This is a genomic window from Paenibacillus lactis, assembly GCF_017873605.1.
Taxonomy (GTDB): Bacteria; Bacillota; Bacilli; order Paenibacillales; family Paenibacillaceae; genus Paenibacillus_AQ; species Paenibacillus_AQ lactis.
The window spans coordinates 261,558-286,946 of record NZ_JAGGKI010000002.1 but is presented as its reverse complement, the minus strand read 5'-3'; the positions used below and the strand labels follow the sequence as shown (position 1 = coordinate 286,946).

The 25,389-nt window shown below is 53.9% G+C and carries 23 protein-coding genes; 10 read left to right on the top strand and 13 right to left on the bottom strand.

The window, feature by feature from the left end; translation table 11 throughout:
• Nucleotides 1-136: 136 nt before the first annotated feature.
• Together J2Z18_RS04255 and J2Z18_RS04250 are read right to left on the bottom strand one after the other, a co-directional pair.
• Nucleotides 137-289, bottom strand: a complete 153-nt coding sequence (locus J2Z18_RS04255; protein WP_007130568.1) for a hypothetical protein — start codon at nucleotides 287-289, stop codon at nucleotides 137-139.
• Nucleotides 290-589: 300 nt separating this feature from the next.
• Nucleotides 590-1,459 carry an AraC family transcriptional regulator gene (locus J2Z18_RS04250; RefSeq protein ID WP_007130567.1) on the bottom strand — a complete coding sequence of 290 codons (870 nt, stop codon included), beginning with the start codon at nucleotides 1,457-1,459 and terminating at the stop codon, nucleotides 590-592.
• 157 nt (nucleotides 1,460-1,616) lie between these two features.
• On the opposite strand from J2Z18_RS04250, the gene J2Z18_RS04245 reads away from it, so the two are divergent.
• On the top strand, nucleotides 1,617-3,011 hold the full coding sequence (locus tag J2Z18_RS04245) for an MATE family efflux transporter (RefSeq protein ID WP_007130566.1): 1,395 nt from the start codon (nucleotides 1,617-1,619) through the stop codon (nucleotides 3,009-3,011).
• A gap of 195 nt (nucleotides 3,012-3,206) precedes the next feature.
• Here J2Z18_RS04245 and J2Z18_RS04240 read toward each other — a convergent pair whose 3' ends face one another.
• Complete coding sequence (locus J2Z18_RS04240; RefSeq protein WP_007130565.1) at nucleotides 3,207-3,608, bottom strand: hypothetical protein; 402 nt, start codon at nucleotides 3,606-3,608, stop codon at nucleotides 3,207-3,209.
• 496 nt (nucleotides 3,609-4,104) lie between these two features.
• On the opposite strand from J2Z18_RS04240, the gene J2Z18_RS04235 reads away from it, so the two are divergent.
• The 6 genes from J2Z18_RS04235 to J2Z18_RS04210 all read left to right on the top strand — a co-directional run bounded on the left by J2Z18_RS04235 (nucleotide 4,105) and on the right by J2Z18_RS04210 (nucleotide 11,645).
• The gene (locus J2Z18_RS04235; protein ID WP_007130564.1) at nucleotides 4,105-5,097 is read left to right on the top strand and encodes a LacI family DNA-binding transcriptional regulator; all 993 of its coding nucleotides are present in this window, start codon (nucleotides 4,105-4,107) and stop codon (nucleotides 5,095-5,097) included.
• A 149-nt stretch (nucleotides 5,098-5,246) separates the two neighbouring features.
• Complete coding sequence (locus J2Z18_RS04230; RefSeq protein ID WP_007130563.1) at nucleotides 5,247-6,743, top strand: glycoside hydrolase family 32 protein; 1,497 nt, start codon at nucleotides 5,247-5,249, stop codon at nucleotides 6,741-6,743.
• Entirely contained in the window at nucleotides 6,740-8,161 is a 1,422-nt protein-coding gene (locus J2Z18_RS04225) for a sucrose-specific PTS transporter subunit IIBC (RefSeq protein ID WP_007130562.1), read from the top strand. The genes J2Z18_RS04230 and J2Z18_RS04225 overlap by 4 nt, the downstream gene beginning before the upstream one ends.
• Nucleotides 8,162-8,302: 141 nt before the next feature.
• Nucleotides 8,303-8,845: an RNA polymerase sigma factor gene (locus J2Z18_RS04220; RefSeq protein WP_007130561.1), complete on the top strand. Its 543-nt coding sequence runs from the start codon at nucleotides 8,303-8,305 to the stop codon at nucleotides 8,843-8,845.
• Complete coding sequence (locus J2Z18_RS04215) at nucleotides 8,835-9,656, top strand: hypothetical protein (protein ID WP_007130560.1); 822 nt, start codon at nucleotides 8,835-8,837, stop codon at nucleotides 9,654-9,656. Before J2Z18_RS04220 ends, J2Z18_RS04215 begins: the two co-directional genes overlap by 11 nt.
• 771 nt (nucleotides 9,657-10,427) lie before the next feature.
• Nucleotides 10,428-11,645: an asparaginase gene (locus J2Z18_RS04210; RefSeq protein WP_007130559.1), complete on the top strand. Its 1,218-nt coding sequence runs from the start codon at nucleotides 10,428-10,430 to the stop codon at nucleotides 11,643-11,645.
• Between the two features lie 212 nt (nucleotides 11,646-11,857).
• Here the strand turns inward: J2Z18_RS04210 and J2Z18_RS04205 are convergent, their stop codons facing one another.
• Nucleotides 11,858-13,864, bottom strand: a complete 2,007-nt coding sequence (locus tag J2Z18_RS04205) for a S9 family peptidase (RefSeq protein ID WP_028404722.1) — start codon at nucleotides 13,862-13,864, stop codon at nucleotides 11,858-11,860.
• 531 nt (nucleotides 13,865-14,395) lie between these two features.
• Between J2Z18_RS04205 and J2Z18_RS04200 the strand changes: the two genes are divergently transcribed.
• Nucleotides 14,396-14,980, top strand: a complete 585-nt coding sequence (locus J2Z18_RS04200; RefSeq protein WP_007130557.1) for a nitroreductase family protein — start codon at nucleotides 14,396-14,398, stop codon at nucleotides 14,978-14,980.
• Nucleotides 14,981-15,091: 111 nt separating this feature from the next.
• Nucleotides 15,092-15,463 carry a hypothetical protein gene (locus J2Z18_RS04195; protein WP_007130556.1) on the top strand — a complete coding sequence of 124 codons (372 nt, stop codon included), beginning with the start codon at nucleotides 15,092-15,094 and terminating at the stop codon, nucleotides 15,461-15,463.
• 113 nt (nucleotides 15,464-15,576) lie between these two features.
• Here the strand turns inward: J2Z18_RS04195 and J2Z18_RS04190 are convergent, their stop codons facing one another.
• On the bottom strand, nucleotides 15,577-15,768 hold the full coding sequence (locus tag J2Z18_RS04190; protein ID WP_028404723.1) for a hypothetical protein: 192 nt from the start codon (nucleotides 15,766-15,768) through the stop codon (nucleotides 15,577-15,579).
• Between the two features lie 193 nt (nucleotides 15,769-15,961).
• Between J2Z18_RS04190 and J2Z18_RS04185 the strand changes: the two genes are divergently transcribed.
• Nucleotides 15,962-16,792 (top strand): aldo/keto reductase, encoded by an 831-nt coding sequence (locus tag J2Z18_RS04185; RefSeq protein WP_007130554.1) that lies wholly within the window; start codon nucleotides 15,962-15,964, stop codon nucleotides 16,790-16,792.
• A gap of 84 nt (nucleotides 16,793-16,876) precedes the next feature.
• On the opposite strand, the gene J2Z18_RS04180 is transcribed toward J2Z18_RS04185, so the two are convergent.
• The 8 genes from J2Z18_RS04180 to J2Z18_RS04145 form a co-directional block, all read right to left on the bottom strand.
• Nucleotides 16,877-17,452, bottom strand: a complete 576-nt coding sequence (locus J2Z18_RS04180) for a PadR family transcriptional regulator (protein ID WP_028404724.1) — start codon at nucleotides 17,450-17,452, stop codon at nucleotides 16,877-16,879.
• A 14-nt stretch (nucleotides 17,453-17,466) separates the two neighbouring features.
• Nucleotides 17,467-18,972, bottom strand: coding sequence for an MDR family MFS transporter (locus J2Z18_RS04175; RefSeq protein ID WP_007130552.1), 1,506 nt, complete (start codon nucleotides 18,970-18,972; stop codon nucleotides 17,467-17,469).
• A 281-nt stretch (nucleotides 18,973-19,253) separates the two neighbouring features.
• The gene (locus J2Z18_RS04170) at nucleotides 19,254-19,661 is read right to left on the bottom strand and encodes a VOC family protein (protein WP_007130551.1); all 408 of its coding nucleotides are present in this window, start codon (nucleotides 19,659-19,661) and stop codon (nucleotides 19,254-19,256) included.
• 261 nt (nucleotides 19,662-19,922) lie between these two features.
• A complete protein-coding gene (locus tag J2Z18_RS04165) occupies nucleotides 19,923-20,984 on the bottom strand; it encodes a BtaManbiosPhlase (protein WP_007130550.1) in 1,062 nt (353 codons plus the stop codon).
• A 120-nt stretch (nucleotides 20,985-21,104) separates the two neighbouring features.
• Nucleotides 21,105-22,052, bottom strand: coding sequence for an MTP-1 family protein (locus tag J2Z18_RS04160; protein ID WP_007130549.1), 948 nt, complete (start codon nucleotides 22,050-22,052; stop codon nucleotides 21,105-21,107).
• A gap of 59 nt (nucleotides 22,053-22,111) precedes the next feature.
• Nucleotides 22,112-22,951: a carbohydrate ABC transporter permease gene (locus J2Z18_RS04155; protein ID WP_210094230.1), complete on the bottom strand. Its 840-nt coding sequence runs from the start codon at nucleotides 22,949-22,951 to the stop codon at nucleotides 22,112-22,114.
• Nucleotides 22,938-23,816: a carbohydrate ABC transporter permease gene (locus tag J2Z18_RS04150; protein WP_276824973.1), complete on the bottom strand. Its 879-nt coding sequence runs from the start codon at nucleotides 23,814-23,816 to the stop codon at nucleotides 22,938-22,940. The genes J2Z18_RS04155 and J2Z18_RS04150 overlap by 14 nt, the downstream gene beginning before the upstream one ends.
• The gene (locus J2Z18_RS04145; RefSeq protein ID WP_210094228.1) at nucleotides 23,816-25,129 is read right to left on the bottom strand and encodes an ABC transporter substrate-binding protein; all 1,314 of its coding nucleotides are present in this window, start codon (nucleotides 25,127-25,129) and stop codon (nucleotides 23,816-23,818) included. Before J2Z18_RS04145 ends, J2Z18_RS04150 begins: the two co-directional genes overlap by 1 nt.
• Nucleotides 25,130-25,389: the final 260 nt, after the last annotated feature.

The following is a 25,389-nucleotide window of genomic DNA, read 5'->3' as shown; positions in this document are numbered from 1 at the left end:
CATCTCGTCACTTAACGTCAAAAAAAGACACCTTAAACGCTCTTCACGGCCACGGTACTTTCCGGGGCACAGACGTCCAGGTGTCTTTCGTATATATGGGATCATGTGGCCATAATCCTTAAATGCATGGATGTGATTATTTCGAGGTCGTTTCCAGAGAGGACAGCGTCATTTCCATCTTGCGGGTAATTTCTCTCTGCCATTTCACATCGCCAAGCTGGATGGCAAGATTCAGCAGATCCAGGTAATCGTCAATCTGCAGTGAACAACGGCGGGAAGTCGTTTTCATAAGACCATCGGCTCTCCTTTATAATTCAATTCTTCAAGCAGGAATGGCGGTCATGGAGGCGGTCTTGCCAGCAGCGGATGTTCCAGACCCGCACGGATGTCTGTCTGAGCCCTCCGCGCTTATTGCCCTATAGAACTAACTGCTTGCATCCACCGCTACAGCAGCCAGGCGGCCGCTGCGTCCATTCTCAGCTCATTCTCACTTGTCCGGTAATGATAATCATTATCATGTAACTAATGTTTATTATAAAGACTTCCCGCGTAATTGCAAGTGATTTTCCTATCCGGCATCAAAAAAACATTAACTCATAAAGAAACGCTGCCTGTACTTTCGAGGCGAGATCCCTTCCTGCTTGGTGAAGCAGGAGGTGAAGTAGGCCGCATGGTTAAACCCCACCTCTTCGGCGATGCGGCTGATGCTCAGGTCCGTCTGAAGCAGCAGCAGCTTCGACTGCTCGATCCGGTAGCGCTGCAAATATTCGACGGGAGAGCAGCCGTATTCCTTCTGCATGCAGCGTGCGATATACACCGGATGGAAATTGATCCGGTCCCCTAGCTGCTGCACCTTGAATTCCTCCTTGTAGTGCTTCCGCAAATAAGCGGCGGCCCGTTCGGCGCAGGCGGAGGAAGGCGTGGAGACCGGTGCATCCAGGGCGGCGGCAAGCTGTTCGATCAGCTCCTGAAAGACGACCTGCTGCCGCCATAGGAATTTGGCCTGCTGCCCATGCTGGACCAAGGCGTTTAGCGTGGCCAGCAGCTCTGCCGCCTTCTCCGGCTGCGGGAGGCTTCCGAATTGCGGGATTTTGACGGAAAAATAGTTCGGCGTCATCGCCTTCAGCTCAACGATGTCTTCTCTTCTCGTAGCATCGCCGGATTCCTCCGCGCTCCATGGCCCCGACGACTGAAAGTGCAGCCAGTAATAATCGGTTTCCTCCGTGCAGCCTCTTGTACCGAAGTGATGGGTGTCGGGACGCAGAATAAGGAACATGCCCTGCCTGATTTCATAGGGATGGCCGTTCTCGGTCACGTCAAGCTGCCCCTTGACGACGACGAGCAGGTCGAAGATGCCGATGTTTTTACGGTTCGGATGCCCTCCATTCACGGGGGCACGGGTGAGTCCGCTATGAATATAGACCGGCAGCGGCGGAACGGTAAAATTCAGGATCGTCATAAAGAAAAGCCCTTTCGTGATGAGTGAGGTTGGATTTTTTATAATTTACGTTCGGATACTGATATTATAACCCTAGTATACCATCTATAATTTGAAAAGGTTATCGCCGTTTGAAGCGAATTGGCGTGTAACCCTTACATCATGGGTGGAGGTTGGAATGTTGGATAAAGATACGAAAAAATTTACGCTATGGGTTCTGGCATGGCCCATATTTATAGAACTGTTCCTGCAGTTTTTGCTGGGAGCGGTGGATACATTGATGGTCAGCCGCATTTCCGATGACGCGGTAGCGGTGGTCGGCTTCTCGAACCAGCTGTTCCAGGCGATGACGACGCTATTCATGACGGTGGCGAGCGGGGCGGGGATTCTGATCGCGCAGAAGATCGGCTCATACAAAACGGGTGATGCCCGGACGATCGGCATCATGGCGGTGAGCGTCACGACCCTGATCGGCCTGGTGTGCAGCGTGATTCTGTTCGCCATGCCTGAGGCGATTGCTTCCATGCTTCAGCTGCCGGACCGGCTGCTGCCGCTTGCCGGAACCTATATCTCGATTGTCGGCGGGGGCATGGTGCTGATCGCAATGATGGCAACGATGAGCACCGTCATTCGCAACACGGGCAATACCCGCGGACCGATGTACGTGGCGATCGGCATGAACGTTATTCATGTCATCATGAACTACGGCTTTATTTTCGGCGCCTTCGGCTTCCCGCAGTGGGGCTTGACCGGGGTGGCGATTTCAACTGTGGCCAGCCGGCTGCTCGCGGTGCTGATGCTGCTGTACATGTTCCTGCGCGCGTTCGAATACAAGATCAAGTGGAAGGAGTTCCGGGTGTTTGACCGTCCGCTGTTCGGCGAGATTTTGAAGATCGGCTGGCCGCTCGGCATCAATATGTCCTGCTGGGTATTCTCGCAGCTGGTCATCTACTCGTTCATCGCGCAGCTAGGGGCAGCGGAGCTGGCGGCGCGTACGTACATGAATACGCTGGAATCGTTCTGCTTCCTGCTCGGCTCCTCCATTGCGATGGCGGCCCAGATCCAGATCGCGCATTTGTACGGGGCCGGCCGGACCCGGGAGGCGTACCGGAGCGCATACCGTGCGCTCGGCATCGGCGCGATATACGTGATCGTGAATGCGTTCGTGCTGTATGTGTTCGGCAAGCAGCTGCTCGGACTGTTTACGGATGACAAGACGATCATTGCGATCGGCGCGTCGCTGCTCGGCATGAACCTGATCCTTCAGCCAGGCAAAATGCTCAATATGGCGCTCGGCAACTCGCTAAATGCAGTGGGCGATACGCGGTTTACGATGTATATCTCCCTCGGCTCGATGTGGATCGTCGCAACGGTCCTGTCCTACGTACTGGGGATCTATATGGGATGGGGACTCATCGGCATTTACTCCTGCATGATTGCCGATGAATACTTGCGGGGCGTCTTATCCTATTTCCGCTGGCGGGGACAGAAGTGTCTGCGCAAAGCGGAATCGCAGGCACCTGCGGATTCCGTGAAAATGCCAGGGGAATCGGTGGCAGCCGCCGGAGTGTAGCGTATAAATCATTGTGCTGCAAGCGTAGAGGTAGAAAGAAGATTGCAATTGTTTTAGTTGGCGGGGGTTGGCCAAAAAAGTGTCCCAAAGTCATCGTGAAGACTTTGGGACACACTTTTTTTAGAGAGGCGATTGCATCAGGCGGGCTTTTTCTTTTATACAATTTAAATCTTCATCTCTACATAAACCATCGTTTCAACGAATTAGATAAGCTCTATCCTTTTCCAATTGGTCAGGATATAAATCCATAAAAGTGTTAAAATCCAATTCTTCATTTGGTAGTGAAGAGATAATGTCCTGTATTTCCAATTGTAAGTTGGTATATTTATTGTTATCTAAGATAATGCAGAAGGTAATATCCGTACATAAATGTAATGCTTGAAATAACTCTTTTATTTCATTAGCCTGATTTCTTTTTGGGTCAGAAGAGACAAAATCGCAGGAGCATTGGTTGGTAATATCATAATAGTACTTCTCTGGATGTTTATGTTCCACACCCTGTGTAATGTCCCTAATATAGATATTCATGTCGATGAATTTCCCGATAATAGAATCTGGGATATTACGATCTATTACAATATGCATAAAATAACACATAGCTGCCTCCTATTTAAAAGATGAGGTGGATCATGATCAGCATCTGTTTTGGCGGTATCTGGGTTAAGAACCGGATGCTATCATTACCTAGAAAGGTACAGCAGCATACGAGTTCCTCTTTTTCCATCTAACTTACATAACAGTTTGAAATTGATCAATGTTACATCCTTGGAGTAAAAATTTCCATTCTAATAGACCGTGTTTCGATCCATCCTTGGTATGAACAGTTACAAAGTTGGAGAATGGGGCAGGGAAGAGAGAGGGAAGCCGCATTGAGAGCGCGCTCAAGGAATTTGGTTTTGAAGCTCAAATAAAATTCAAGGTAACTCCCGTTACAGCTAAGTTTTTGCCGCCAAGCCCCCTTAGTTTCCCGCATCCCTGCCTGCATGTTATATTTAGGGGAAACAGAGGATGAAGGAGAGAATACTGTGTACAGACATATCGCAACCATTCTCGGGGCTGGACAGGCCGTTGACGTCATGGGTGGAGGACAAGAATGAACACTACCATTTCAGATATCGCCAAAATCGCAGGCGTGGCCAAGAGCACGGTGTCCCGTTACCTGAACGGCGGTTCCGTCAGCGAGGCTACCCGGCGGAAAATCGAGCATGTCATCAAGGAAACGGGCTACATTCCAAACTCCTTCGCCCAAAGCTTGAAGGCCAAGAAGACGAGCATGATCGGCGCGATCGTACCCCGGCTGGATTCCTTCGCCGCATCTCAGACGGTGACGGGCATGGATGAGGAGCTGAGGGAGAACGGCTACCAGCTGCTGATTATCAATACAAGCCAGAATCTATCGCGGGAGATCGAGGCCCTGTATGACCTGGCAAGGCAAAAAATATCGGGGATCGTCCTGTTCGCTACGCAGATTACGGAATCCCATTTGACGGCGATCGAGGAAATCGGGATCCCGGTCATTTTTCTCGGTCAGCAGCATGAGGATGTCCACAGCATTATTTATGACGATTACACGGCGGGGTATGAGATCGGCCGGTATATTTTAGCCAAAGGACACCGGGATATCGCTTATTTGGGGGTAACCGAGAAGGATGTGGCCGTTGGAGTGCGGCGCAAGCATGGGTTCCAGCAAGCGCTGAAGGAGCAGGCCGGCGCCTCGGCCGATTTTTATGAGAGCGGGTTTAGGATGTCGGTAGCGGTAGAAGCGGCTTCCCGTATCCTGGATAACCGGGACCGGCGTCCGACGGCCATCGTATGCGCAACGGACAATATTGCGCTTGGAGTGATGAAGGCGGCGCATATGCGGGGAATCCGGATTCCGGAGGATATTTCGGTTACCGGCTTTGGGGGCTACGATGTGACTGAAGTGATTCATCCGGGCCTCACAACGGTTAAATATGGCTACGCAGCGGGGGGACGTCTGGCCGCGCGTCAAGTCATGAAGCTTGTCCAAGAGGAATCCGTCGACACCCTGACGGTACTGGATTATGAATTTATCGAGCGCGAAAGCGTTGACAATATCGAATAGAATCGATTATACTCAAAGCATCGGAACCGGTTCCAAAGCGTTGAAACACTTTGGAACTGCGTCCTTTATTTTTACCTCGGGTTGGAACCGGTTCCACTACAATGTCGCTGTTGTGATGTTGTTAAGAACAGACCAGTAAGGAGAAGGATATGAACAGAGAACAGAAATACCGCCGCCTGGAACAGGCTTCTCCCGAAGAAATGTCCGCCTTGAGGAAGAAGGTGGAGGATAGCGGCTGGAGGCAGACGTATCACATTCAGCCGATCACCGGCCTTTTGAACGATCCGAACGGGTTTGCTTATTTTGCAGGTGAGTATCACCTGTTCTATCAGTGGTTTCCGCTCGGAACCTACCACGGGCTCAAATATTGGTACCACACGGCATCGAAGGATTTGGTCTTTTGGCGCAATGCCGGAATCGCGATCGAGCCGCGGGATCCGCATGATTGGTATGGCGCCTACTCGGGGAGCGGTATCGTGAAGGACGGCAAGCTGCACTTGATGTACACGGGAAATACCAGGGATCGTGACTGGAACAGACGCTCCTTCCAGTGCATGGCCGTCATGGATGCAGCGGGAGCTGTCACCAAGCTTCCCGAGCCTCTCATCGATCATGTGCCGGAAGGATATACCGAGCACTTTCGCGATCCGAAGGTGTGGAAGGATCCCGATCTGTACCGCTGCGTCATCGGCGCCCAGAGAGAGGATGCCACCGGGACCGCCGTCATGTATGAGTCTTCGGATTTGCTCAATTGGCGCTTCGCCGGGGAGATCAAGACCGGGCTGAAGCATTTCGGCTACATGTGGGAATGCCCCGATTATTTTGAGCTCGATGGCCAGGGGGTTCTTCTCTTCTGTCCCCAAGGGATAGAGCCGCAAGGAGATCGCTTCCGGAATGTTTACCAATCCGGTTACCTGGTCGGCAAGCCGCTGAACCGGGAGACGCTGGATTTTGAACACGGCGCCTTTCATGAGCTGGACAGAGGCTTTGATTTCTATGCGCCGCAGACGATGGAGGATGATCAGGGGCGCCGGATCTTGGTCGCCTGGATGGGGCAGGCGGAGATCGGCTACCCGACGGATTCGCACGGCTGGGCGCACTGCCTGACGCTGCCGAGGACGCTGGAGCTTCGGGACGGCAAGCTGGTGCAGCAGCCGGTGCGGGAGCTGGAGAAGCTGAGAAGAGAGCGCCGCGAGGTACAGGACACCCTAACGAATGAGAAAAAGTCATATGCAGGCGTGAGCGGAACCGCATTCGAGCTGATCTGCGAATTTGCCGATGTGAACGCCGAATCCGTAGGCATCGAATTTCGGGCCGGTGAAACGGAGCGTACCGTCATTCATTATGACTTCGAGCGGCAAATCCTGACGTTTGATCGCTCGGAGGCCGGCGAGAGGATCAACAGCAAGTACGGCTCGACCCGGTCATGCAGAGTGCAGACGAAGTCCCTCAAGCTTCATTTGTTTGTGGACACTTCCTCGGTGGAGTGTTTTATCAACGACGGGGAAGAAGTGTTTACTAGTCGTATTTTTCCACACCCCGACAGCACGGGCATTCGGTTTTTCGCCAATAACGGCAGTGCCGGCTTGAAGGTAGCCAAATGGGATTTGGCGCAAGCCGTAAATGATATGGAAGGGAATGAATGAGCATGGCAGCTAATAACCGCGAGATTGCTAAGCAGGTCGTTGAAGCCATCGGCGGCAGGGAGAACATCGCTTCCTTTGCCCATTGCGCCACCCGGCTTCGCATTATGGTTCATGATCAGCAGAAGATCGACCAGAAGAAGGTCGAGAATATCGACAAGGTGAAAGGTGCATTTTTCAACTCCGGCCAGTATCAGATCATCTTCGGCACCGGTACCGTCAACCAAATCTTTGAAGAAGTTGAGAACCTTGGGCTGGAGAGCACAAGCAAAGAAGAGCTGAAATCCGAAGCGAAAAAATCGGGCAATGCGCTTCAGCGCGCGATCCGCACATTTGGCGATGTATTCGTTCCGATCATCCCGGTATTGGTCGCTACGGGACTGTTCATGGGGCTGCGGGGCCTCTTGACCCAGGAGACGGTGCTTGCCTGGTTCGGGATGGCGCCTGACGATATTTCGGCTAATTTCCTGATGTTCACCCAGGTGCTGACCGATACGGCGTTTGCGTTTTTGCCTGCCCTTGTCGCTTGGTCGACCTTTAGAGTATTCGGCGGAAGCCCGGTGCTCGGCATCGTGCTGGGATTGATGCTCGTCAACCCGGCTCTACCTAACGCTTATAGCGTGGCTAACGGGTCCGAGGAAGCACTTATTATGTTTGGTTTTATCCCGGTGGTTGGCTATCAGGGATCGGTTCTGCCGGCATTTTTCATGGGGCTGCTTGGGGCGAAGTTCGAGCGTTATCTGCGGAAGCGCATTCCTGAAGCGATCGATTTGATCGTGACGCCATTCGTCACGCTGCTGGTGATGATCATTCTCGGCCTGTTTGCGATCGGCCCGATCTTCCACTCGCTTGAAGACGTCATCCTGAGCGCGGTCACGTATCTGCTGGATCTTCCGTTTGGCATCGCCGGACTGTTGATCGGCTTCTTCAATCAGATCATCGTCGTGACGGGGGTTCATCACATCTTTAACTTCCTGGAAATCCAGCTGCTGGAGCAGACGGGAAGCAATCCGTTCAACGCGATCGTTACCAGCGCGATGGCGGCTCAAGGCGCAGCCTGCCTTGCCGTCGGCATGAAGACGAAGAACAAGAAGCTGAAGGCACTTTCCCTGCCATCTTCGTTCTCGGCATTTCTCGGCATTTCGGAGCCGGCCATATTCGGGGTGAACCTGCGATATGTGAAGCCTTTTATCATGGGTCTGATCGGCGGGGGCATTGGAGGCTTCATGGCTTCGATCTTCCACTTGAAGGCAACCGGCATGGCGATTACAGTTATTCCGGGGACGCTCCTGTATCTGAACAGCCAGCTGCCGCTCTACATTTTGTGCAACCTGACGGCGATGGCGATTACCTTCGTGCTGACCTGGATGTTCGGCTTTAACGATAAAATGCTGGACGACTTGAAGACGGAAGCGAAATAACAAACACGAAAAGGGTACTGTGACTGCACTGCAGCATGGTATCCTTTTTTTGTCATGAGAAAAAATTATAAATCGAAAACTTTGCGCAACCATGCCGGGGTATCTTAAGTGATTGGCCAATTGGAAAGGAGGCAGGCGCGGTTGGTACACGACCTGATACAACGATTACAACAGGAATATAGTGACGAGCTGTTCGAACAGCTATACCGGCTGTATGCGGATCGGGCGATCCGAACGGCAACGGCGATCACCGGCAGCGCGGCGAGCGCCGCGGATGTCGTCCAGGAGACCTTTATCCGGGTATACCGCAATTTGGGGATGTATGATCTGAGCAGACCGTTTGACCCTTGGTTTCACCGGATTCTCTATAACGAATGCAACCGTTATTTGAAGAAGCATGCGAGGATGGTACCTTCGGAAATTTCGGAGGAGACGGACCTTCCACCTGAGACGGACACTTACGAATTTGACCGCCACGGCGATGTTTATGAGATGGTGCAGCGGCTGGATGACGAGCATCGGATCCCCATCGTGCTGAAATACTTGAATGATCTGGCGGAGAAGGATATCGCGGACATGATGGAGCTGAACGTCAATACGGTGAAATCAAGATTGTTCAAGGCGCGGAAGAAGCTGAAGGAATGGATGCTGCAGAGACAAGGAGGGAGTCAGCATGGGACGTGAGCCATGGGAGAAAGAGTTGAAGGACGGCCTGGAAAAAGGGACGGAGGACGCGATGAAGCAGCAGGATGAAATATGGGCGTCGATTAAGAAGCGGATTGACAGCGAGCGCGCATCGCAGTCTTCGGAGCCGGCCGCGGTGCCGTTCGCCCCGCGGAAGACGAAGGCGCGCCGTTCGGGAAGAAAGACGGCCAGCTGGATGGTCGGAACGGCCGCTGCGGCGGTGATTGTGCTGGCATTAAGCGTTCAGACGCCGCCGGTGCAAGCATTTATCGACCAGGTGAAAGAGTGGTTCGCTCCCCAGAAGACGGTGGAGCAGGAGCTGGAAGGGTCGCCGGAGACGAGCGTGGATTCCCTGCATGAGAGCGCCGATTATGTCATCTATATTGACGAAAGCCGGTTCAAGATGATTCAAGGCGAAGGCGTGGATCGGATCGAGCCGGTTCATAAGCCGGAGGATGACCGCTATCCGGAAGTGTACATGGAGATCTCGCAGGACCAAGAAGCACCGAAGGTGGTATCCGAACGGCTGGAAGCCGAGCTGTCGGATCAGCCGAAGGTAGAGGCGGAAGCCATTCAGGAGCCGGTTAACGGCTTCGAAGTCCGGGCGGTAGGCGGGACGGGCGGCAAGGAATGGAATGATCCGATCGTGCGCTACTATATTTTCGATAACGGACAGGGCGGAAGCTTTGTGGTGAAGCAGCAGTATTTCCTTGAAGCGGCTGAAGGCTACGGGGCGCGTTTCCACAATATGATGAAGGAGTTCCATATTACGACGAATGCCGGGGAAAAACAGGCGGGAGAAGGAGAATAAAGAGATGAGAAATTTCAGCTTGGTGCTGGATGAGAGCGCCCCCGACGCTTCGTTAAGGATGTTCCGTTCGTCGGCAAGACAATGACGACATCCGGGCGCAGCTGGGGGAGCCTAAGACGACGGGCAAAGCCGGCGGCACCGCAACATGACAGTACGACTTCGCCAAGGAGGGCTACCGGTACCCGGAGAAGGCCGTATCGGTCGATGTCCAAGGCTTGTCGAACGGCAGCATGAAGGAACAGCTCTTTGTGACATTCGGGGAGGACGGGACCGTGCAGTCTGCCTCGCTGTACTATATGGCGGATGGGGAGATTATGGAGTATCGGGTAACGGAAGACGGAGCCGTTGAGGAGCCTGCCGGGAGAGATTGAGATTGATCTGACGGGACAATGGGCGGCGGGGGTTCAGTTGAATAAGATACGGGACCAACAGAACGAGTGATGTACAATGTACAAAATTTGAAAATTCAAACAAGCATATAAAAGCGGCTCGCCTAGTGGCGGGCTTTTTTATGTTGTGAAAATAACATACGTCATTGATGTTATTTATTATCACATATAAAGTAGGATTATGTAGTTACAGATATGGTGTCCGCAAATCGAAATTTAAAGATAAAAGCCGATAAATCGGAAATAAACCATGAATTAACTAGATGTAATCGCTTAATTGAAGGAATTTATCGTTTGTGATATTAATTAACATAAAATAGAATGAACTCAATAAATACATAGTATTGAGTTAGGAAATATGACATCAGAGGAGCGTGCGATCATGAAGTCCAGAACCAATCACCCTATAGCCGTCTGGAGCACGGCAGCTTTAACCGCACTAGTCATTTCGTTAACCCCGGTCGGCAGCTATGCGGCATATGCCCAGACGGTAACGGAGGTCAAAGGGACGGTTAGTACGCCTGCATCTGCATCGACAGCTGCGGCGCCGGGACGGAATACGACGGTTCCGCCGTTGTCCGAGGCTTCTAAACAGTCGACGCGTCCGAATGTGCTCGTCATCGGAACAGGCGGCACGATTGCCGGGCAGTCGACGGATGCGACCAGCTTCCAGTCCTACAGAGCAGGAACGCTGGCGATTGAGGATATGGTCGGCGAGCTGCCGAACAAGGATAAAGTTGCCGATGTAACGGCGCTCCAGTTCGGCAACTCCGGCTCCAGCGCCTATACGATGGAAGACTTATACGACCTGTCCCTGACGGTGGACAAAGCGCTTGAGACGTATGACAGCGTGGTGGTAACCACCGGGACGGACACGATGGAGGAAATCGCGTATTTCCTTGATCTGACCGTGCAGAGCGACAAGCCGGTCGTCATTACAGGAGCGATGAGGCCGTGGACGGTGATCGGTTCCGATGCCCAGGCCAACCTGTACAATGCCATCAAGCTGGCGGGCAGCGGACGCACCGCCTCGTTCGGGACGGTGCTGATGCTGAACGACACGATACATCTGGCCCGTGGCGTCACGAAAACCAACGACTATCGTACGGACACGTTCGAGACGCCGATGCTCGGGGCCGTCGGCTACATTGATGAGGAGAATATCCGCATTTACCGCGCACCGCTTCGGGCAACGAAGGCGGACGGCGAGGGCAAGCCGGTGTTCGATCTGAGCAAAATTTCGAAAGCCGATCTCGCCAAGGTGGAGATCGCGGTCTCTTACCAGCAAGCTGGGGGCGGCGCGATTAAGGGCTTTGTCGCCGACGGCGCGAAGGGCATCGTCACGGCAGGCACCGGAGCCGGCGGCATCTCCCGTGAGATGAGCGCCGCACGAAAGGAGGCGATTGAGAAAGGCGTTGTGTTCGTAACGACCACCCGCACCGGTTCGGGAAGCGTCTACGGCGGGGGAGAAGGCATTATTTCGGGCGACAACCTAAGCCCGCAGCAAGCACGGATCCTGCTGCTGCTCTCCCTGTCCTTTACCGACGATTTCAATACGATCAAGGGCTGGTTCGAAACGTACGGTACGCCTGAAGTGTAAACGCGTTGTTGTCTGTTGGCTCGGTCATCCTACTGAACTTATGAAGTTCCTTCCACCATTTTATACACTTGCCGCCAGGGCATCCCTGGCGGACTTTTTTTGTTTGAACACAAAAAAACGCCCCTGCAATGTTCATTTGCAAGCGATGCATTCCAATGAACATTGCAAGGGGCATTGTGAAGTTAGGGGCGAAGCAGCCGATGATATCGATCTTAACGCTCGATATGCTCCTCAAACCAGCGAACGATGTGGCTCAAACGTCTTACCCGCAGATGCGGATGGCCGCTCCGGGACAGATTATGGTCAGCGCCAGGGAAGCGGATGAGCTGTGTCTTTCTGCCGAGCTTCTTCAAGGCGATAAACAGCTGCTCGCCCTGCTCGATCGGACAGCGAAGATCCTGCTCCCCATGCAGAATCAAGAGCGGGGTATTCACGTTCTTCACGTAGGCGAGCGGGGAATGCTTCCACAGCTTCTCCAGATCGTCCCACGGGTTGCCCCAGATCTGGTCATGCGTGAACGTATACCCGATATCGCTGACGCCGTAGAAGGAGATCCAGTTCGAGATTGAGCGCTGCGTGACCGCCGCCTGGAACCGGTCGGTATGGCCGACGATCCAGTTGGTCATGAAGCCTCCGTAGCTGCCGCCGGTTACGCCGAGACGGGAGCCGTCCACGTAATCATAGGTATTCAGGACATAATCCACGGCTTCCATGAGGTCCTGGTAGTCCCGGCCGCCATAGTCTCCCCGGACGGTGTTGACGTGAACCTGACCGTATCCATGACCGCCGCGGGGATTGGTGTAGAATACCGCATAACCGGCAGCAGCCAGCAGCTGGAATTCATGCATGAACGTGTGCGCGTACATCGCCTGCGGTCCCCCGTGAATCTCAAGCACCGCCGGAACCTTCGAGCCTTCCCTGAAATCAACCGGCTTCATGATCCAGCCTTGGATCGACCAACCGTCGGAGGTGCGGAACGTGAATACCTCCGGCTTGCTGAGGTCAAGCTCATCCCACAGCTCCTTGTTGCACTCCGTAAGCTGCTTCTCCCTGCCGTTGTCTGACGAGTAGAGGAACAAATCGCCCGGCTGCAGGGAATCGGCTGCGGCGAATACGATGTTCTCTTCCGGAGTCAGGGCGAATTGATAAACCTCGCGTTCCCCGGATACGACCAGCTCGTAGGAGGAGCCGTCCAGTGCAAAACGGCCGATGTACACGCCGCCGTCCTGGCTGAGCTGGAGATATACCGATTGGCCGTCTCTGCTGAACAGCGGCGGCGTGCCGGCGCCGGCACGCATATCGCTGACTGCCGCATGGCCCAGCTGGATATCCATGTCCGGGAAGAGCATACGGGATTCTCCACCCGCTAGCGGAACCAGATGAATCTTGGAGAGGGTGGCGAATCCGCAGGACAGATCACTGGCGAGCAGGAGAATGTGACGGCCGTCCGGCGTGAAAGCGATCGTTCCGATGGATAGCGACCCATCCGTAATTTGGCGGGCGTTGGAGCCGGATGCCTCGGCTACGAATACATCGTTCGTCAGTCGGAAGTCCGGATCGGGAAAAGCCTCGGAAGCGGTGCTGGCACTATAAGCGATACGTGTGCCGTCCGGCGACCAGGCAAAGGACTGCACATCGAACTCGCCATCCGTAAGCTGCTTGGTTTCTTCGGCCGCAAGATCCACGAGGTGCAGATGAGACCGGCGTCCGTTCCACAATCCCGCGCCATCGGCTTTATATCGGATACGGTTGTAGATTTTCTCTTCCGGCAGCTTATCCTTCCCGCCTTGCTCCTGCGATTCTTCTTCTCCGCTCTCTTGCGCGGCATCCGCCACTTCGCTTCGCACGAGCAGCATCTTGCTGTCCGGCGACCACTTAAAGGCGCTGACGCCATATTTCAAATCGGTAACGGGGCGAGCTTCGCCGCCGCTTGCCGGCATCGTCCATACTTGAGGCTTGTCATCCTTTTTCCGTAGGAAAGCAAGCTGTTGACCGTCCGGCGACCAAGCCGGGGCGCCATCCGTTTCGCCCGCGGTGAACGGAATGTCCCGATCCGCGCCGGCTGGAAACAGCCGGATATGGGTGCGGTAGCCATCCTTTTTCTCATTAACGGTCTTATGTACATAGGCAATAGCGCCGCTGGCAGGAGATACGACCGGGTCGTTCACCCAGCTCATCCGGTACAGATCCTCAGGGGTCATCCGTCTCTTTGCAGTCATAAATCATCCTCCAATTCTAGTATATATTAATGCTCATTATCCCAGATAATGGCATGAATTACTAGATGAAAATCGAGAGAATTAACCTGGTAATTTTCATGCAAAACCGAAGATATCAGGAATATATGACAGAAATGAAGGGGGAGCTGCCTCCTGCTAAGGTTGAATTCACTCTATTAATTATCAGACGGTCAATTTATCCTCGTTTTACCTGCGCATTCCGGCCCTGACCCGGATGCGTCTCGGGAGCGTCCCAGGCAATTCGTGAGCCTCTTCTCTTTTTGGTATAATTGAGATAGACTCTCAATTGAGGATATTGCAAAAATCCAAAGAGCGACTTTCAATTAGCAATATATAGAACGAAATGGTTTAGTTCATCTATATAATGTACCCGGAAGCGGCTGAAATCGAATTTTGCAAAATCTGAACTAGGAGTCGGCGTAAGCCGATTCTGAAGAGAAATGAATCTGCTTACTATGCGGCCGCATAGGAAGGCCTAATATCGATAATATGCTTAGGAGGATACAGGATATGAACGTAAGTGAAGCGATCCGCACGCGCCGCAGTATCGGCAAAGTAAAGCCTGACGCCGTGCCGCAGGAGCTGCTGGAACGAATTATTGAGGCGGGCACCTGGGCGCCGAACCATAAAATGACGGAGCCTTGGCGATTTTTTGTGATGCAGGGCGAGGGCCGGGATATACTCGGTAACGCTCTTGGCGACATTCAAGCTGCAGGTGCAGGCGACACCAGCGAAGAAGGGATCGCCGCCGCCCGTGAGTCGGGACGCACGAAGGCATACCGTGCCCCGGTCGTGATCGGGGTTGCTGTCGAGCCCTCAACGGATCCTAAAGTGATTGAGGTTGAGGAGTACGGCGCGGTATTCGCCGCCATTCAGAACATGCTCCTTGAGATTCATGGTCTTGGTCTGGGTGCTGTATGGAGAACGGGAGAGCCGTGCTTCCACGCCCTGATGAATGAAGCATTCGGCTTGAGCCCGAATGGGAAAATGCTCGGCTTCCTGTACATCGGATATCCGGATATGGAGCCGAAGCAAGGCAAGCGGCAGCCGGCAGCCGACAAGACCGTTTGGCTGAACAGCTCTAAGGACGTGTAGTTTCTCTACCGTCCCCGGTCAAAATCCGGTATAATTATCCCTGACTTTGTTGAAGTCCACGGTTCATCCGCCCTTTTGCGGCGATGGACGCGGGCTAGGGGAGTGTAATGAATGAAGCTTCGGTTTATGGAATGGGATTTGGGCGGCAAAATCATTTTTATCGCCACCTGCCTCGCGCTGGCCTCTTTCTTTTTCAACTGGCTGGATATCGGTATCGACGCGGAGAACGGGTTTCTTCAGGGCGGGGTGTTTTTTATCGTGTGCTATATTTATCCGTTCGTGAAGGTAGTACGAGAAAAGCGGATGAACAAGATTATCGCATACAGCTTCGCGCTGCTGGCCGTGCTGTTCACCATCATGTACGTGTCGTCCAGGACGATCGAATTCTTAGGGGAAACGATCCGGGGCGCTGCAGCAGGTCCGTATCTGTTCATGGTTGCTTGCGGCCTGCTGACATTCGGCATCTTCATGCGTAAATATTGACTGACGGGTTTGGGCAGCGTGTTCATCCAAAAGCGGGGGCTGGTCTTTGGGGCATATTTTCTATTTGCCTTGAGATCAGCCCTTTTCGCGTTCAGCTCCAGGACCTATCCAAGTCAGATATTCCTGAGAAGCACGAAGCAGCTGATGGAAACGGCGTAGATGCATAATGACGCTACGGCGTATTTTTTGGCGCGGGCATTCATGGAAAAGGCGGATGCAATTCCGTTGTTCCAGATGTTGCCTATAAAAAGGATCGCGGCAACCGCAAGGGCAGCAAGCGCGATGACCAGCGTTATTTTTTCCATCCGGCATTCCTCCCTGTGTTCTTAGCTGTCTCTATTGTACATGTCCAAGTTTAAATCCCGTTTAAAGCAAGTTTAGAAATCACTTAGGCCGAGGCGGTTAACGACTAACGTTGAGCGGGATACTTGGAATTTGATATACTGGAGGAAGCGGCCGCTAACCGCATGACATTACATAATCAGGAGGGATTTCAGAATGGCCAATCAAGTTTTTACCGATGGACCTACTTTGAATGACGGCGTCAAGATGCCTTGGCTGGGCCTCGGCGTATGGAAGACCAAAGAAGGCGAAGAGGTTATTCAGTCCGTAAAATCCGCCATTGCCGCCGGATACCGCATGATCGATACAGCTGCGATCTACGGCAATGAAGAGGGTGTAGGACAAGCCATTCGCGAATCCGGAGTTTCTCGGGACGAGCTGTTCATTACAACCAAGGTGTGGAACGACGATCAGGGCTACGAGAAGACGCTGCAGGCTTTCGAAACGAGCCGCAAGAAACTGGGTCTGGAAGTCGTGGATTTGTACCTGGTTCACTGGCCGGGTAGAGATAAGTATCTGGAGACATGGAAGGCACTTATTCACCTGCAAAAAGAGGGGCTTGTCCGCTCGATCGGTGTGAGTAACTTCCAAATCCGCCATCTGAAGCATATTATCGAGGAAACGGGCGTCGTTCCGGTCGTGAACCAGGTCGAGCTGCATCCGCTGCTCTCCCAGAAGGAGCTGCTTGCCTATGCGCGTGAGAACAACATCGTGCTCGAAGCCTGGAGCCCGCTGATGCAGGGCAATCTGGATCATCCGGTGCTGGCGCAGATCGCCGAGAAATACGGCAAGACGACGGCGCAGGTCATTCTGCGCTGGGATATTCAGAACGGCGTGATCGTCATACCGAAGTCAATCAAAGAGCATCGTATCCGCGAAAATGCCAACATCTTCGATTTCGAGCTGTCTTCCGAGGATATGGCAGCTATCGACGGCTTGAACGAGAACAAGCGCTTTGGCTCCAATCCGGACGAGTTCCTGTTCTAAATTTGAAAATAAACAAAAAAGAGCGAGACCGCCCGGCAGGGGCGTCTCGCTCTTTGTCATTTTTAACATCCGTTCAATGTCCGATCATCGTTCATCCTCATCAAGCGGCAGCGGCTCTCCCTTTATGCCGAGCCGTCCATCGATCACATCCGCATATAGCCGTTTCAGCCAGTTGAGATCAGTCTTCGCGTGCTCATACATTCCGACCATCAGATGCTGGGTGCTTCGGGGAACGAAGCCGCGGTGCTCCACATACAACTGATACGCCTGATTGACCCGATGCTCGGCATCCCGAATCCGGGCCTGAAGGATCGGGCCGAGGGTTTCGGGATCCGCATGTCGGGAGAAGGGGAGCGCGATATAGAGCGGGTGATGCACCGGCTCTATATCCCTGAACTTCTTCAGCAGCAGCTGCTCAAAATGCTTGCGGCCGGCATTCGTGATCCGGTAAATGGTTTTGTCCGGCCGGTTGTCGCTCTGAATCGTTTCTACCGCTTCGATATAGCCCTCCTCGGCCAGCCGGTCCACGGCATAGTATAGGGAGCCCAATTGGAGCTTGGTGTATTGGTCCATGCCGCGGTCCTTCATGATGCTGTGGATTTCGTAAGGGTGGTAGTTGCCCTCCAGCAGCAGTCCGAGAATGGCCAGCTTCATCGACATAGGCTTATGCCCTCTTACGCATTCTTGGCCTTCTTGCCAGGTACGATGACCCGCTCTTTGCCCATCATGAGCACGAAGACAAGAGCGAGGACGGCCGGCACCAAGGCCCACATAAAGGTCCTTGCAACGGAATCCGCCAGCGAGCCGATGATCTGCTCCCGCACCTGAGGAGGCATCTGGTTCATTACCTCAGGCGACAGAATGGCATCGGCGCTCAGGTCGGCGCCGGCAGGGGCGTTTCCGCCCAGATCGGCAAGACGATTATTCAGGCCGTTACGCTGAATGATGCCGAATATCGTAATCCCTACCGTCATTCCGAAGGAGCGGAGGAAGGAGTTCGTAGACGTGGCGGCGCCCCGCTGCCGTGCGTCAAAGTTATGGATGGAGGCCATACTGAGCACGGAGAAGGAGAATCCGACGCCAAAGCCCGTCAATACCATATAAACCGTCAGCAAATAACGCGGGGTATCCGGGCCGATGGTGCTGAGGCAGAAGATCCCGGCGATAAAGCATACCGCGGACAGAATCATAATGTTCCGGAATGCGGCACGGGTCGTCAGCATGCCGCCCAGCTGGCTCCCGACTACGCTGCCAAGCATCATCGGCATCAGGATCAGCCCGGAATTGGTGGCGCTGCCGCCGTATACGCCGCTGACAAAGATCGGAATGTAGATGGTCGCCACGATGAAGGTTGCGCCATAGAACAGGGCGACGAGATTGCTTGAAGCGAACAGACGCTTGCGGAACATCTTGAACGAGATAATCGGCTCGGCTGCTCGGGTCTCCGCAAACAGAAACACGATGAATAGGACGAGGAAGCCTGCGAACAGTCCCAGAATTTGCGGGGAGCCCCAAGGATAGGTCTGGCCGCCGAGCTCGAGGCCGAACATAAGGCAGATGATGGCGCCGACGAGCGTAGCCGCTCCCGTCCAGTCGATCTTCTGCTTGGTGTGCCCAGGGGATTCCTTGTATGCCGTCATAATGAAGATGAAGGATACGATCCCGATCGGAACGTTGACATAGAAAATCCATTCCCAGCCGATGCTGTCGGTGATGAAGGCGCCAAGAAGCGGCCCCATGATGCTCGAGGTCCCGAAGACGGCGCCGAGCAGACCCGTCATTTTCCCCCGTTTCTCCGGCGGGAACAGGTCGAACACGATCGTAAAGGCGATCGGCATGAGGGCGCCGCCCCCGATGCCCTGAATGGCCCGGTAAATAATGAGCTGGGTCATGCTTCCGGCCATTCCGCATAAGGCGGATCCGATAAGGAAGACGACAAGCCCGAAAATGAAGAACCGCTTGCGTCCATACATGTCGGACAGCTTGCCGAAGATCGGCGTACCGGCCATGACGGCAACCATATACACCGAGGTTACCCACACCACTTGATCGAATCCTTGCAGATCGCGAATGATGGTGGATAACGCCGTGGCGACAATCGTATTATCGATTGCGGACATGAAGATCCCGAGCAGCAGCCCGGCCACAACGAGTTTGATGTTGCTTTGCTGTGCATTCATGATATGTATGCTCCTTTTTTTATATGCAAATTGATTCATATTATTCAAATTTGAATAATACGGTGGTTCTATTGTAGCCGGATTAACAGAAGTTGGCAAGAGGTTAGGAGGGAGGGGAACAGCCGGATTTATGCGGAGAAAAAAAGAGCTGTTCAGCAGGGAACGTACTCCCGCGGAAGAGCTCTAATTGAGTCGATGATTCCGGATGTTTATGCCAACTGCTAGGACGGTACGTCACTATGCCGGCTCATGGAATGAGTTCTCTTTTGTAAAAAAATTCATTAGCAGTTCATCTGAGGCGATTTCGGATCCAGCTGCATGAATTCGATCCGGTTCCCGTCAGGATCCTTGGCCCAGCACTGCCAGTTGTGATCCTTGCCCTGCACAGGCTCCACGTCGAGAGGGACGCCATGCTTGCGGAGATGCTCGGCGATTTCATGGATATCCCGCACCTCCAGGCAGAGATGCGAGAAGCCGATCGGCTGCTGCACGCGCTCCGGCTTGTTCCGGCCGCCGTAGAACAATTCGATGAATTGTCCGTCCCTGACCTTAATGTACTCAATCCATGGCCGGCCCTGATCGTCCGGAATATCGAACGCGCGGGTGAATCCGAGAATGCCGCAGTAGAAGTGCAGGGATTTCTCCATGTCGGCCACATCGAAAGCCAAATGGGCAATGCCTTGAATCATGCCGTCGATTCCTCCTTAGGGTTCCAGGGAGCATTTCATAGAAAGGGTTCACATGCGCACCTGGAGCGTCAAAATGGAATTCATTTGCCTTCTATTGTAACGCAATTCGAATGCGCTTCCATAGTCATTTTTTAGGATGAATCTGCCGGTTCTATGGAGAGGGTTTATCCCGTAAAAAAATAGCCGAGCCCCCACCTTCAGCGGGTCTCGGCTTCATGTGCATCAGTCATCCGGCGCGTTACTCATAGGTGAGCCGGCGCATTACTCATAGGCAAGGCTGTCCAAAATCTCGCTAAGGCTCAGCTCGGCGCAAGCCATGGACGTATCGGCAACGCCGTAATACATCTTCACGACGTCCCCATGGACAAGGGCACCGCAGGAGAACACAACGTCGCCGAAAAATCCGTTCTTCTCATAGTCTGCTTCAGGCTCCATGATCGGGCGGCTCGAGCGGGCAATCACTTTCGACGGATCGTTCGGATCCAGCAGCAAGGCGCCCATGCAATAGCGGTGCTCCTTGGTAGCGCCGTGGTAGAGCTCCAGCCAGCCCTTCTCCGTACGGATGGGAACGGCCCCGCCGCCGATGCGGCCGCTGTCCCACATGCCTTCGCGGAGTCCGGCAAGATGCTTGTGGTTGCCCCAATACACAAGATTGTCGGATTCGGCAATCCACATTTCCGGATTGCCGGTGCTTTTGGTGGTCGGCCGATGAAGCGCATAGTATTTGCCGCCGATTTTCTCCGGGAAGATCAGCACGTCCTTGTTGTCCGGCCCGAAAATCATGCCGTGATGGGTGAAGGTGACAAAGTCCTTGGTGGACACCATCGATTCCCCGATCCCGACGGGGGAGACGGCGGAGAAGTAGATATAGTAAGTGTCCTCGATCTGGGTTACCCGCGGGTCCTCGATGCCGAACGTCTCAAGGCATTGGGCCGGATACACGAGCGGCTGATCCTCGATCGTAAAGCGGTGGCCGTCCTTGCTGCGCGCCAGCCGAATATAAGACAGAGAGGTCAAATACTCGAACGATGCGCTTTGATGGACGTTGCGGATGACCCGGGGATCGGAGAAATCATAGCGTTCATCGTCTGTGCGGAATTCCAGAATGTCGAGCTCCCGGGTTCGGGTGTTGTATACGGGAGCCTTCACGATGCGAGGGTCGCTGCTCACCGGACGCTCCGCAATGCGCAGCAGCAGCAGCACTTCACCGTTGTATTCGGCAACGCCTGCATTGAAGGCGCCAATCACCTCGAAGCCCTCGTGGTACGGCTTTACGTCGGCCGGCGTGATCAGAGGGTTCTCCTCATAACGATATATATTCATAGCTGCAACCCCAATCATTAAGCAGATTTATAATTAAGAAGATGAATCATGTCCAAGTTCGGGTAGCGATCCGAAAAACAGCTGTTTCGGGAATCGAGCATCAGTCAAAAAGCAACGGCATCAGGACTCAAATCGCAGGAAAGGATCGGGCATGCTGATTCGCTGCGCCTCGGCATCGCTGATTCCCGCGTAGAGGTCCGCCGTTCCGTCCGGCTTGCGCATGAGCCCGCCGCTAAACACGACATCGGCGAGATCGGGACGTTTGGCTTCGCCCGGCAGGAAATCGGCCCGGACTGCGATTAGGGCCATGTCGGAATGCTCACCCGTAGCCGGGTCGAGCGCGAACACCATCGGGTAGTAGTGCCGGTCTCCGGCGTCATCGAAGCAGGCGACGTGTCCGAGTACGCCGATCCGCCCGTTCTTGAGCAGGTGCAACTCGTTGGCACCGCCCCATTCCGCGTCGATGAACTGGTCCGCGAGCAGCGGGGCCTCGTTGACCAGCTCTACGGTCAGGTCGCGCAGCGAGGAGGCGACGGCGTACCCGATTTTGCCCCGGCCGCCTTTCGCTCCTTGCGGCCGGGTAAAGACCGCGATCTCCCCGCCGGGCAGCTCGGCGATGCGCAGATCCTTCATGGCGTCGGGGCCGGTGAAGAACGGAGTCAGCTCATGGAGCGTTTTTCCCTTGTACAATACCGTCCGCCACAGCGGCGCATCCGCCTTGAGGGGATGCGGGAAGACTTCGACACCGCCGAGGATCAGCTCCCCTTGAATGAAGGTGAAGAACGGATCCTGCAGCATAAAGACGGGAGCGCCGCTTAGAGGCGCCCAGCTGCTGTCCGGGCGCTCGGTAAAGAAGCGGATTTCCGAACGCTCGCTGTCCCGGGATTCCACCCGGCCGGCGAGGATGGTCTTCCCGCCCAGCGTGAACGGCGCCGTAATGTTATACACATCCTTGCCGCCAACGCCGGTGAAGGACAGCTTCACCGGGTTATTGACGCCTTTCGGCTTATCCTGGTATTCGCGCAGCAGGATCTCGCATGTTTTTATAGTTGAACGGTTCATAGTCAATGCAGTATGCCTCCTTGGACAGTAAACGTAATGATGGGTTTTGGCCGCAGCAAGTGGCCTTATTTCAGGCTGAACTGCATGCCTTCCTTGAACTTCTTGCCGAAAATGATGAACAGGATGATGATCGGCGCGGTCAGCAGCACGGATGCCGCATACAGCGGTCCGGGATAGCTGCCGTACGGCCCGAACATCTGGGACAGGAGCACGTTCAGCGTCAGCATGTTGTCGCTGCGCGCAACAATCATATCCCAGAGCAGCTCCGTCCACCGTTCCATCAGCAGGAACAGGAAGATGACCGCGGTAATGGACTTGGACATCGGTACCATGATTTTATACAAAATTTTAAAGTCTGAAGCGCCGTCCAGCTTGGCCGCCTCGATGAACGCATCCGGGATCGCCTTGAAGAAATTCGTGTACATGAAGATGGCCCACAGGCTGACCGCCTTCGGTATGATCATCGCCCAATACGTGTCGTACAGCCCCAGCTTCTGAATAATCAGGAAGTTGGGGATCAGCAGGATGATGGCCGGGAAGAACATATGAAAGAGCACGAAGTTGTTGACGGTGTCCCGGCCTCGGAACTTCATCTTGGACAGGGCATAAGCCACCATGATCCCGAAGAGCATCATCAAGAAGGTGGAGGCGACTGATACGATTACGCTGTTCAGGAATGCGTTCGTCCACGGTCTGGCAATGCCGACCTCGCCCCCGGTCAGCAGCCATTCATAGGATTGAAGCGAGTATTGGCTCGGAAGCAGCTGGCGGTCCACCTGTGACCAATCGGCGAACGAATTGAGCACCATGTACAGATACGGATAGACCATGACCAGGAGCAGCAGGGTTGCCAAGACATAACGGACCGCAAGACGCCGCTTGTTATTTTTATTAGACCCAACCATTGCGTTTCCCCCACATTTCCAGCACTTTGCGAATTGCGAAGATGGAGATGAAGGTTACCAGGGATGCCAGAATGGCGATCGCCGAAGCATATCCCGCTTGCAGATTCGTAAAGGCTTGATTAAAAATTTCCATCTGCCAGGTGTTCGTCGCGAAGTTCGGACCGCCGCCCGTTAGCTGGTACACCTCGGTGAAGATGCCTAAGGTAACGCCGAACGAGAGAATAAGCGTCGTATACAGCGCAGGATACAGGAGCGGCAGCGTGATTTTCCAGAACCGCTGTCTGTCCGAGACCCCGTCAATCGCCGCAGCTTCATAGATTTCCTGATCGATGCTTTCCAGCCCCGACGTCAGGATCAGCGCATAGTAGCCCGTAAATTTCCAAGCCAAAATCAAACCGACGATAAACAGCGCCGAGAGAGGAGAGCCGAGCCAGTCGATCTGGATGCCGAACGTCCCTCTCAGAAATTCGTTGACCGGACTGTTATAGGACAGGAAGCCCTGCACGATCAGTGATGCGACGACCCCCGAGGACAGATACGGCAGGAAGAACCCGATCAGGTATACGCTTTTGAACCGGGGCAAGCCTTGGATGACGACGGCGACGGCCAGCGACATGGCCGTGACCAAAGGAACGAAGATGATCATGAATTTGTAGGTGACCCAGAAGGCAGCCTGAACCCCCGGCGTTGCCATGGCTTTCAGGAAGTTGTCGAGGCCTACATAATCGTATTCGGGAGCGATGAGATCCCAATCCGTGAAGGACAGATAGAGGGACCAAACGAGCGGCCCCAGGAAGAACACCAGTCCGAAAATAAGGTAGGGGCTGGAGAATATCCAGCCCAATTTATCATTTCGCTTATCGATCATGATTGAAGCTCACCTTCAATCGCTTTCTTCATGTTGTCCCAGCCGGTTTGCGGATCGGTTTCACCCCGGATGATTTTATTGAACGCCTCTTGACCGATGAGCGTCTGAATCTCGTTGAACTTCGGATTGTCCATCGCCGGCACGCCCTTGGACACCGCTTCGGCGTAAGGAGCAAGCTCCGGCTTCTCCGCGAGAATCTGCTTGAAGCCTTCCAGCTCCGTCAAATCATCGCGTGCAGGCGGCAGATTGGTCTGCTCGAACCATTTGACGTCATGCTCTTCCTTGGAATACACCCATTTCAGGAACTCGGCTGCCGCTTGCCGGGATGCTTCCGGTGCTCCCCGAAAGATGACGAGGCCCTTGGCGTCCGCATAAGTCTTCGCATCCGCAGGGTCCATGCCGTCCGGAACAGGAGGCAGCGTCAATTCATAATTCTCGCCGTACTTAAGCTCCGGATACTTCGTCTTCCACATATCGAAGGTCCAAGGGCCGATATCGGTGAATACGCCGGCTCCGGTCTCGAACGGGTCGGTCGCGTTCTGGGACAAAATGCCGCCCGCTTGGCGCAGCTCATCGACGAAGCTCAGCACTTCGACGCCGGCTTTGTCATCCGCAACCAGGCTGGTTCCTTCGACGAACTTGTTGCCGTCCGAGGCTGCATTATACAGCAGGAAGAAGTCAAACCAGCGCTTCCATGCGGTCGGATCCGCCAGGTCGGCGCCCTTCGTCCACATGAATTTATCCGGATGCTTCTCCTTCAGCTTGCTCGTGGCATCCAAAATCTCGCCATACGTACGGGGAGGCTCGTTGTAGCCGATTTCGCGGAGCAGGTCGGTGCGCCATCCGATCAGCATCGGATTGGAATAGATCGGCAGCACGTACTGATGACCGTCGGCGAATACCCAGGGCTTGATCGTCCCCTTCATGTTGCGGGAGCTGACGATCTCTTGGAATTGGGGCAGCTCGTCAAGAGGAATGAGCGCTTTGCTGTTCGACAGCTGGGCCGCGAAGCCGCGGTTGATGTTTTCGGCTACCGTCGGCGCATTGCCGCCTGCGATGGCTGCCTGGATGCTTGCTTCCGAGCTTGGCGATTCCTTGATCGGGCTGACGTTGATCTTCACGTCCGGCTTAACGCTCTCGTATTCCTTGGCCATCTCCTGCCAGAAGGCCTGCTGCGGCGGGTTCGGGGCAGCCCAGAATTCTACGGTGGTCGTCCCGTCAGCGGCTTTCCCGCCGCCTCCGCAAGCGGTGAGCACAGCGCCGCCTACCAATGTCATGGCAAGAAGCATGGCGATTCTCTTTTTCCTCATGTTGACCTGTCCTCCTAATTTACGTATGACTTCCAATGGGAGAATGACAATAAATTGATTTGTAACGTTACTTAATTCGATTAATAACATGACTGAAAGCGCTATATCCACATTATTATGGATTTAAACTCGGTTTGTCAACGATATAGTTGTGAAAATTATCAGATTTCGTGCGTTTATTGACGGAAGGTGTAGAACGGTTTTGCTTTACAATGATTTATTGTAACGTTACAATATTAATTGTAATGTTATTGGGCGAA

Coding starts and splice junctions, on each gene's coding strand:
- J2Z18_RS04175 (WP_007130552.1), bottom strand. CDS start 18,972: ATGAATGCACAGCAAAGCAACATCAAACTCGTTGTGGCCGGGCTGCTG.
- J2Z18_RS04195 (WP_007130556.1), top strand. CDS start 15,092: ATGAAGCTTCGGTTTATGGAATGGGATTTGGGCGGCAAAATCATTTTT.
- J2Z18_RS04235 (WP_007130564.1), top strand. CDS start 4,105: ATGAACACTACCATTTCAGATATCGCCAAAATCGCAGGCGTGGCCAAG.
- J2Z18_RS04225 (WP_007130562.1), top strand. CDS start 6,740: ATGAGCATGGCAGCTAATAACCGCGAGATTGCTAAGCAGGTCGTTGAA.
- J2Z18_RS04170 (WP_007130551.1), bottom strand. CDS start 19,661: ATGATTCAAGGCATTGCCCATTTGGCTTTCGATGTGGCCGACATGGAG.
- J2Z18_RS04200 (WP_007130557.1), top strand. CDS start 14,396: ATGAACGTAAGTGAAGCGATCCGCACGCGCCGCAGTATCGGCAAAGTA.
- J2Z18_RS04145 (WP_210094228.1), bottom strand. CDS start 25,129: ATGAGGAAAAAGAGAATCGCCATGCTTCTTGCCATGACATTGGTAGGC.
- J2Z18_RS04185 (WP_007130554.1), top strand. CDS start 15,962: ATGGCCAATCAAGTTTTTACCGATGGACCTACTTTGAATGACGGCGTC.
- J2Z18_RS04205 (WP_028404722.1), bottom strand. CDS start 13,864: ATGACTGCAAAGAGACGGATGACCCCTGAGGATCTGTACCGGATGAGC.
- J2Z18_RS04190 (WP_028404723.1), bottom strand. CDS start 15,768: ATGGAAAAAATAACGCTGGTCATCGCGCTTGCTGCCCTTGCGGTTGCC.
- J2Z18_RS04245 (WP_007130566.1), top strand. CDS start 1,617: ATGTTGGATAAAGATACGAAAAAATTTACGCTATGGGTTCTGGCATGG.
- J2Z18_RS04215 (WP_007130560.1), top strand. CDS start 8,835: ATGGGACGTGAGCCATGGGAGAAAGAGTTGAAGGACGGCCTGGAAAAA.
- J2Z18_RS04240 (WP_007130565.1), bottom strand. CDS start 3,608: ATGTGTTATTTTATGCATATTGTAATAGATCGTAATATCCCAGATTCT.
- J2Z18_RS04255 (WP_007130568.1), bottom strand. CDS start 289: ATGAAAACGACTTCCCGCCGTTGTTCACTGCAGATTGACGATTACCTG.
- J2Z18_RS04210 (WP_007130559.1), top strand. CDS start 10,428: ATGAAGTCCAGAACCAATCACCCTATAGCCGTCTGGAGCACGGCAGCT.
- J2Z18_RS04250 (WP_007130567.1), bottom strand. CDS start 1,459: ATGACGATCCTGAATTTTACCGTTCCGCCGCTGCCGGTCTATATTCAT.
- J2Z18_RS04180 (WP_028404724.1), bottom strand. CDS start 17,452: ATGTCGATGAAGCTGGCCATTCTCGGACTGCTGCTGGAGGGCAACTAC.
- J2Z18_RS04230 (WP_007130563.1), top strand. CDS start 5,247: ATGAACAGAGAACAGAAATACCGCCGCCTGGAACAGGCTTCTCCCGAA.
- J2Z18_RS04165 (WP_007130550.1), bottom strand. CDS start 20,984: ATGAATATATATCGTTATGAGGAGAACCCTCTGATCACGCCGGCCGAC.
- J2Z18_RS04155 (WP_210094230.1), bottom strand. CDS start 22,951: ATGGTTGGGTCTAATAAAAATAACAAGCGGCGTCTTGCGGTCCGTTAT.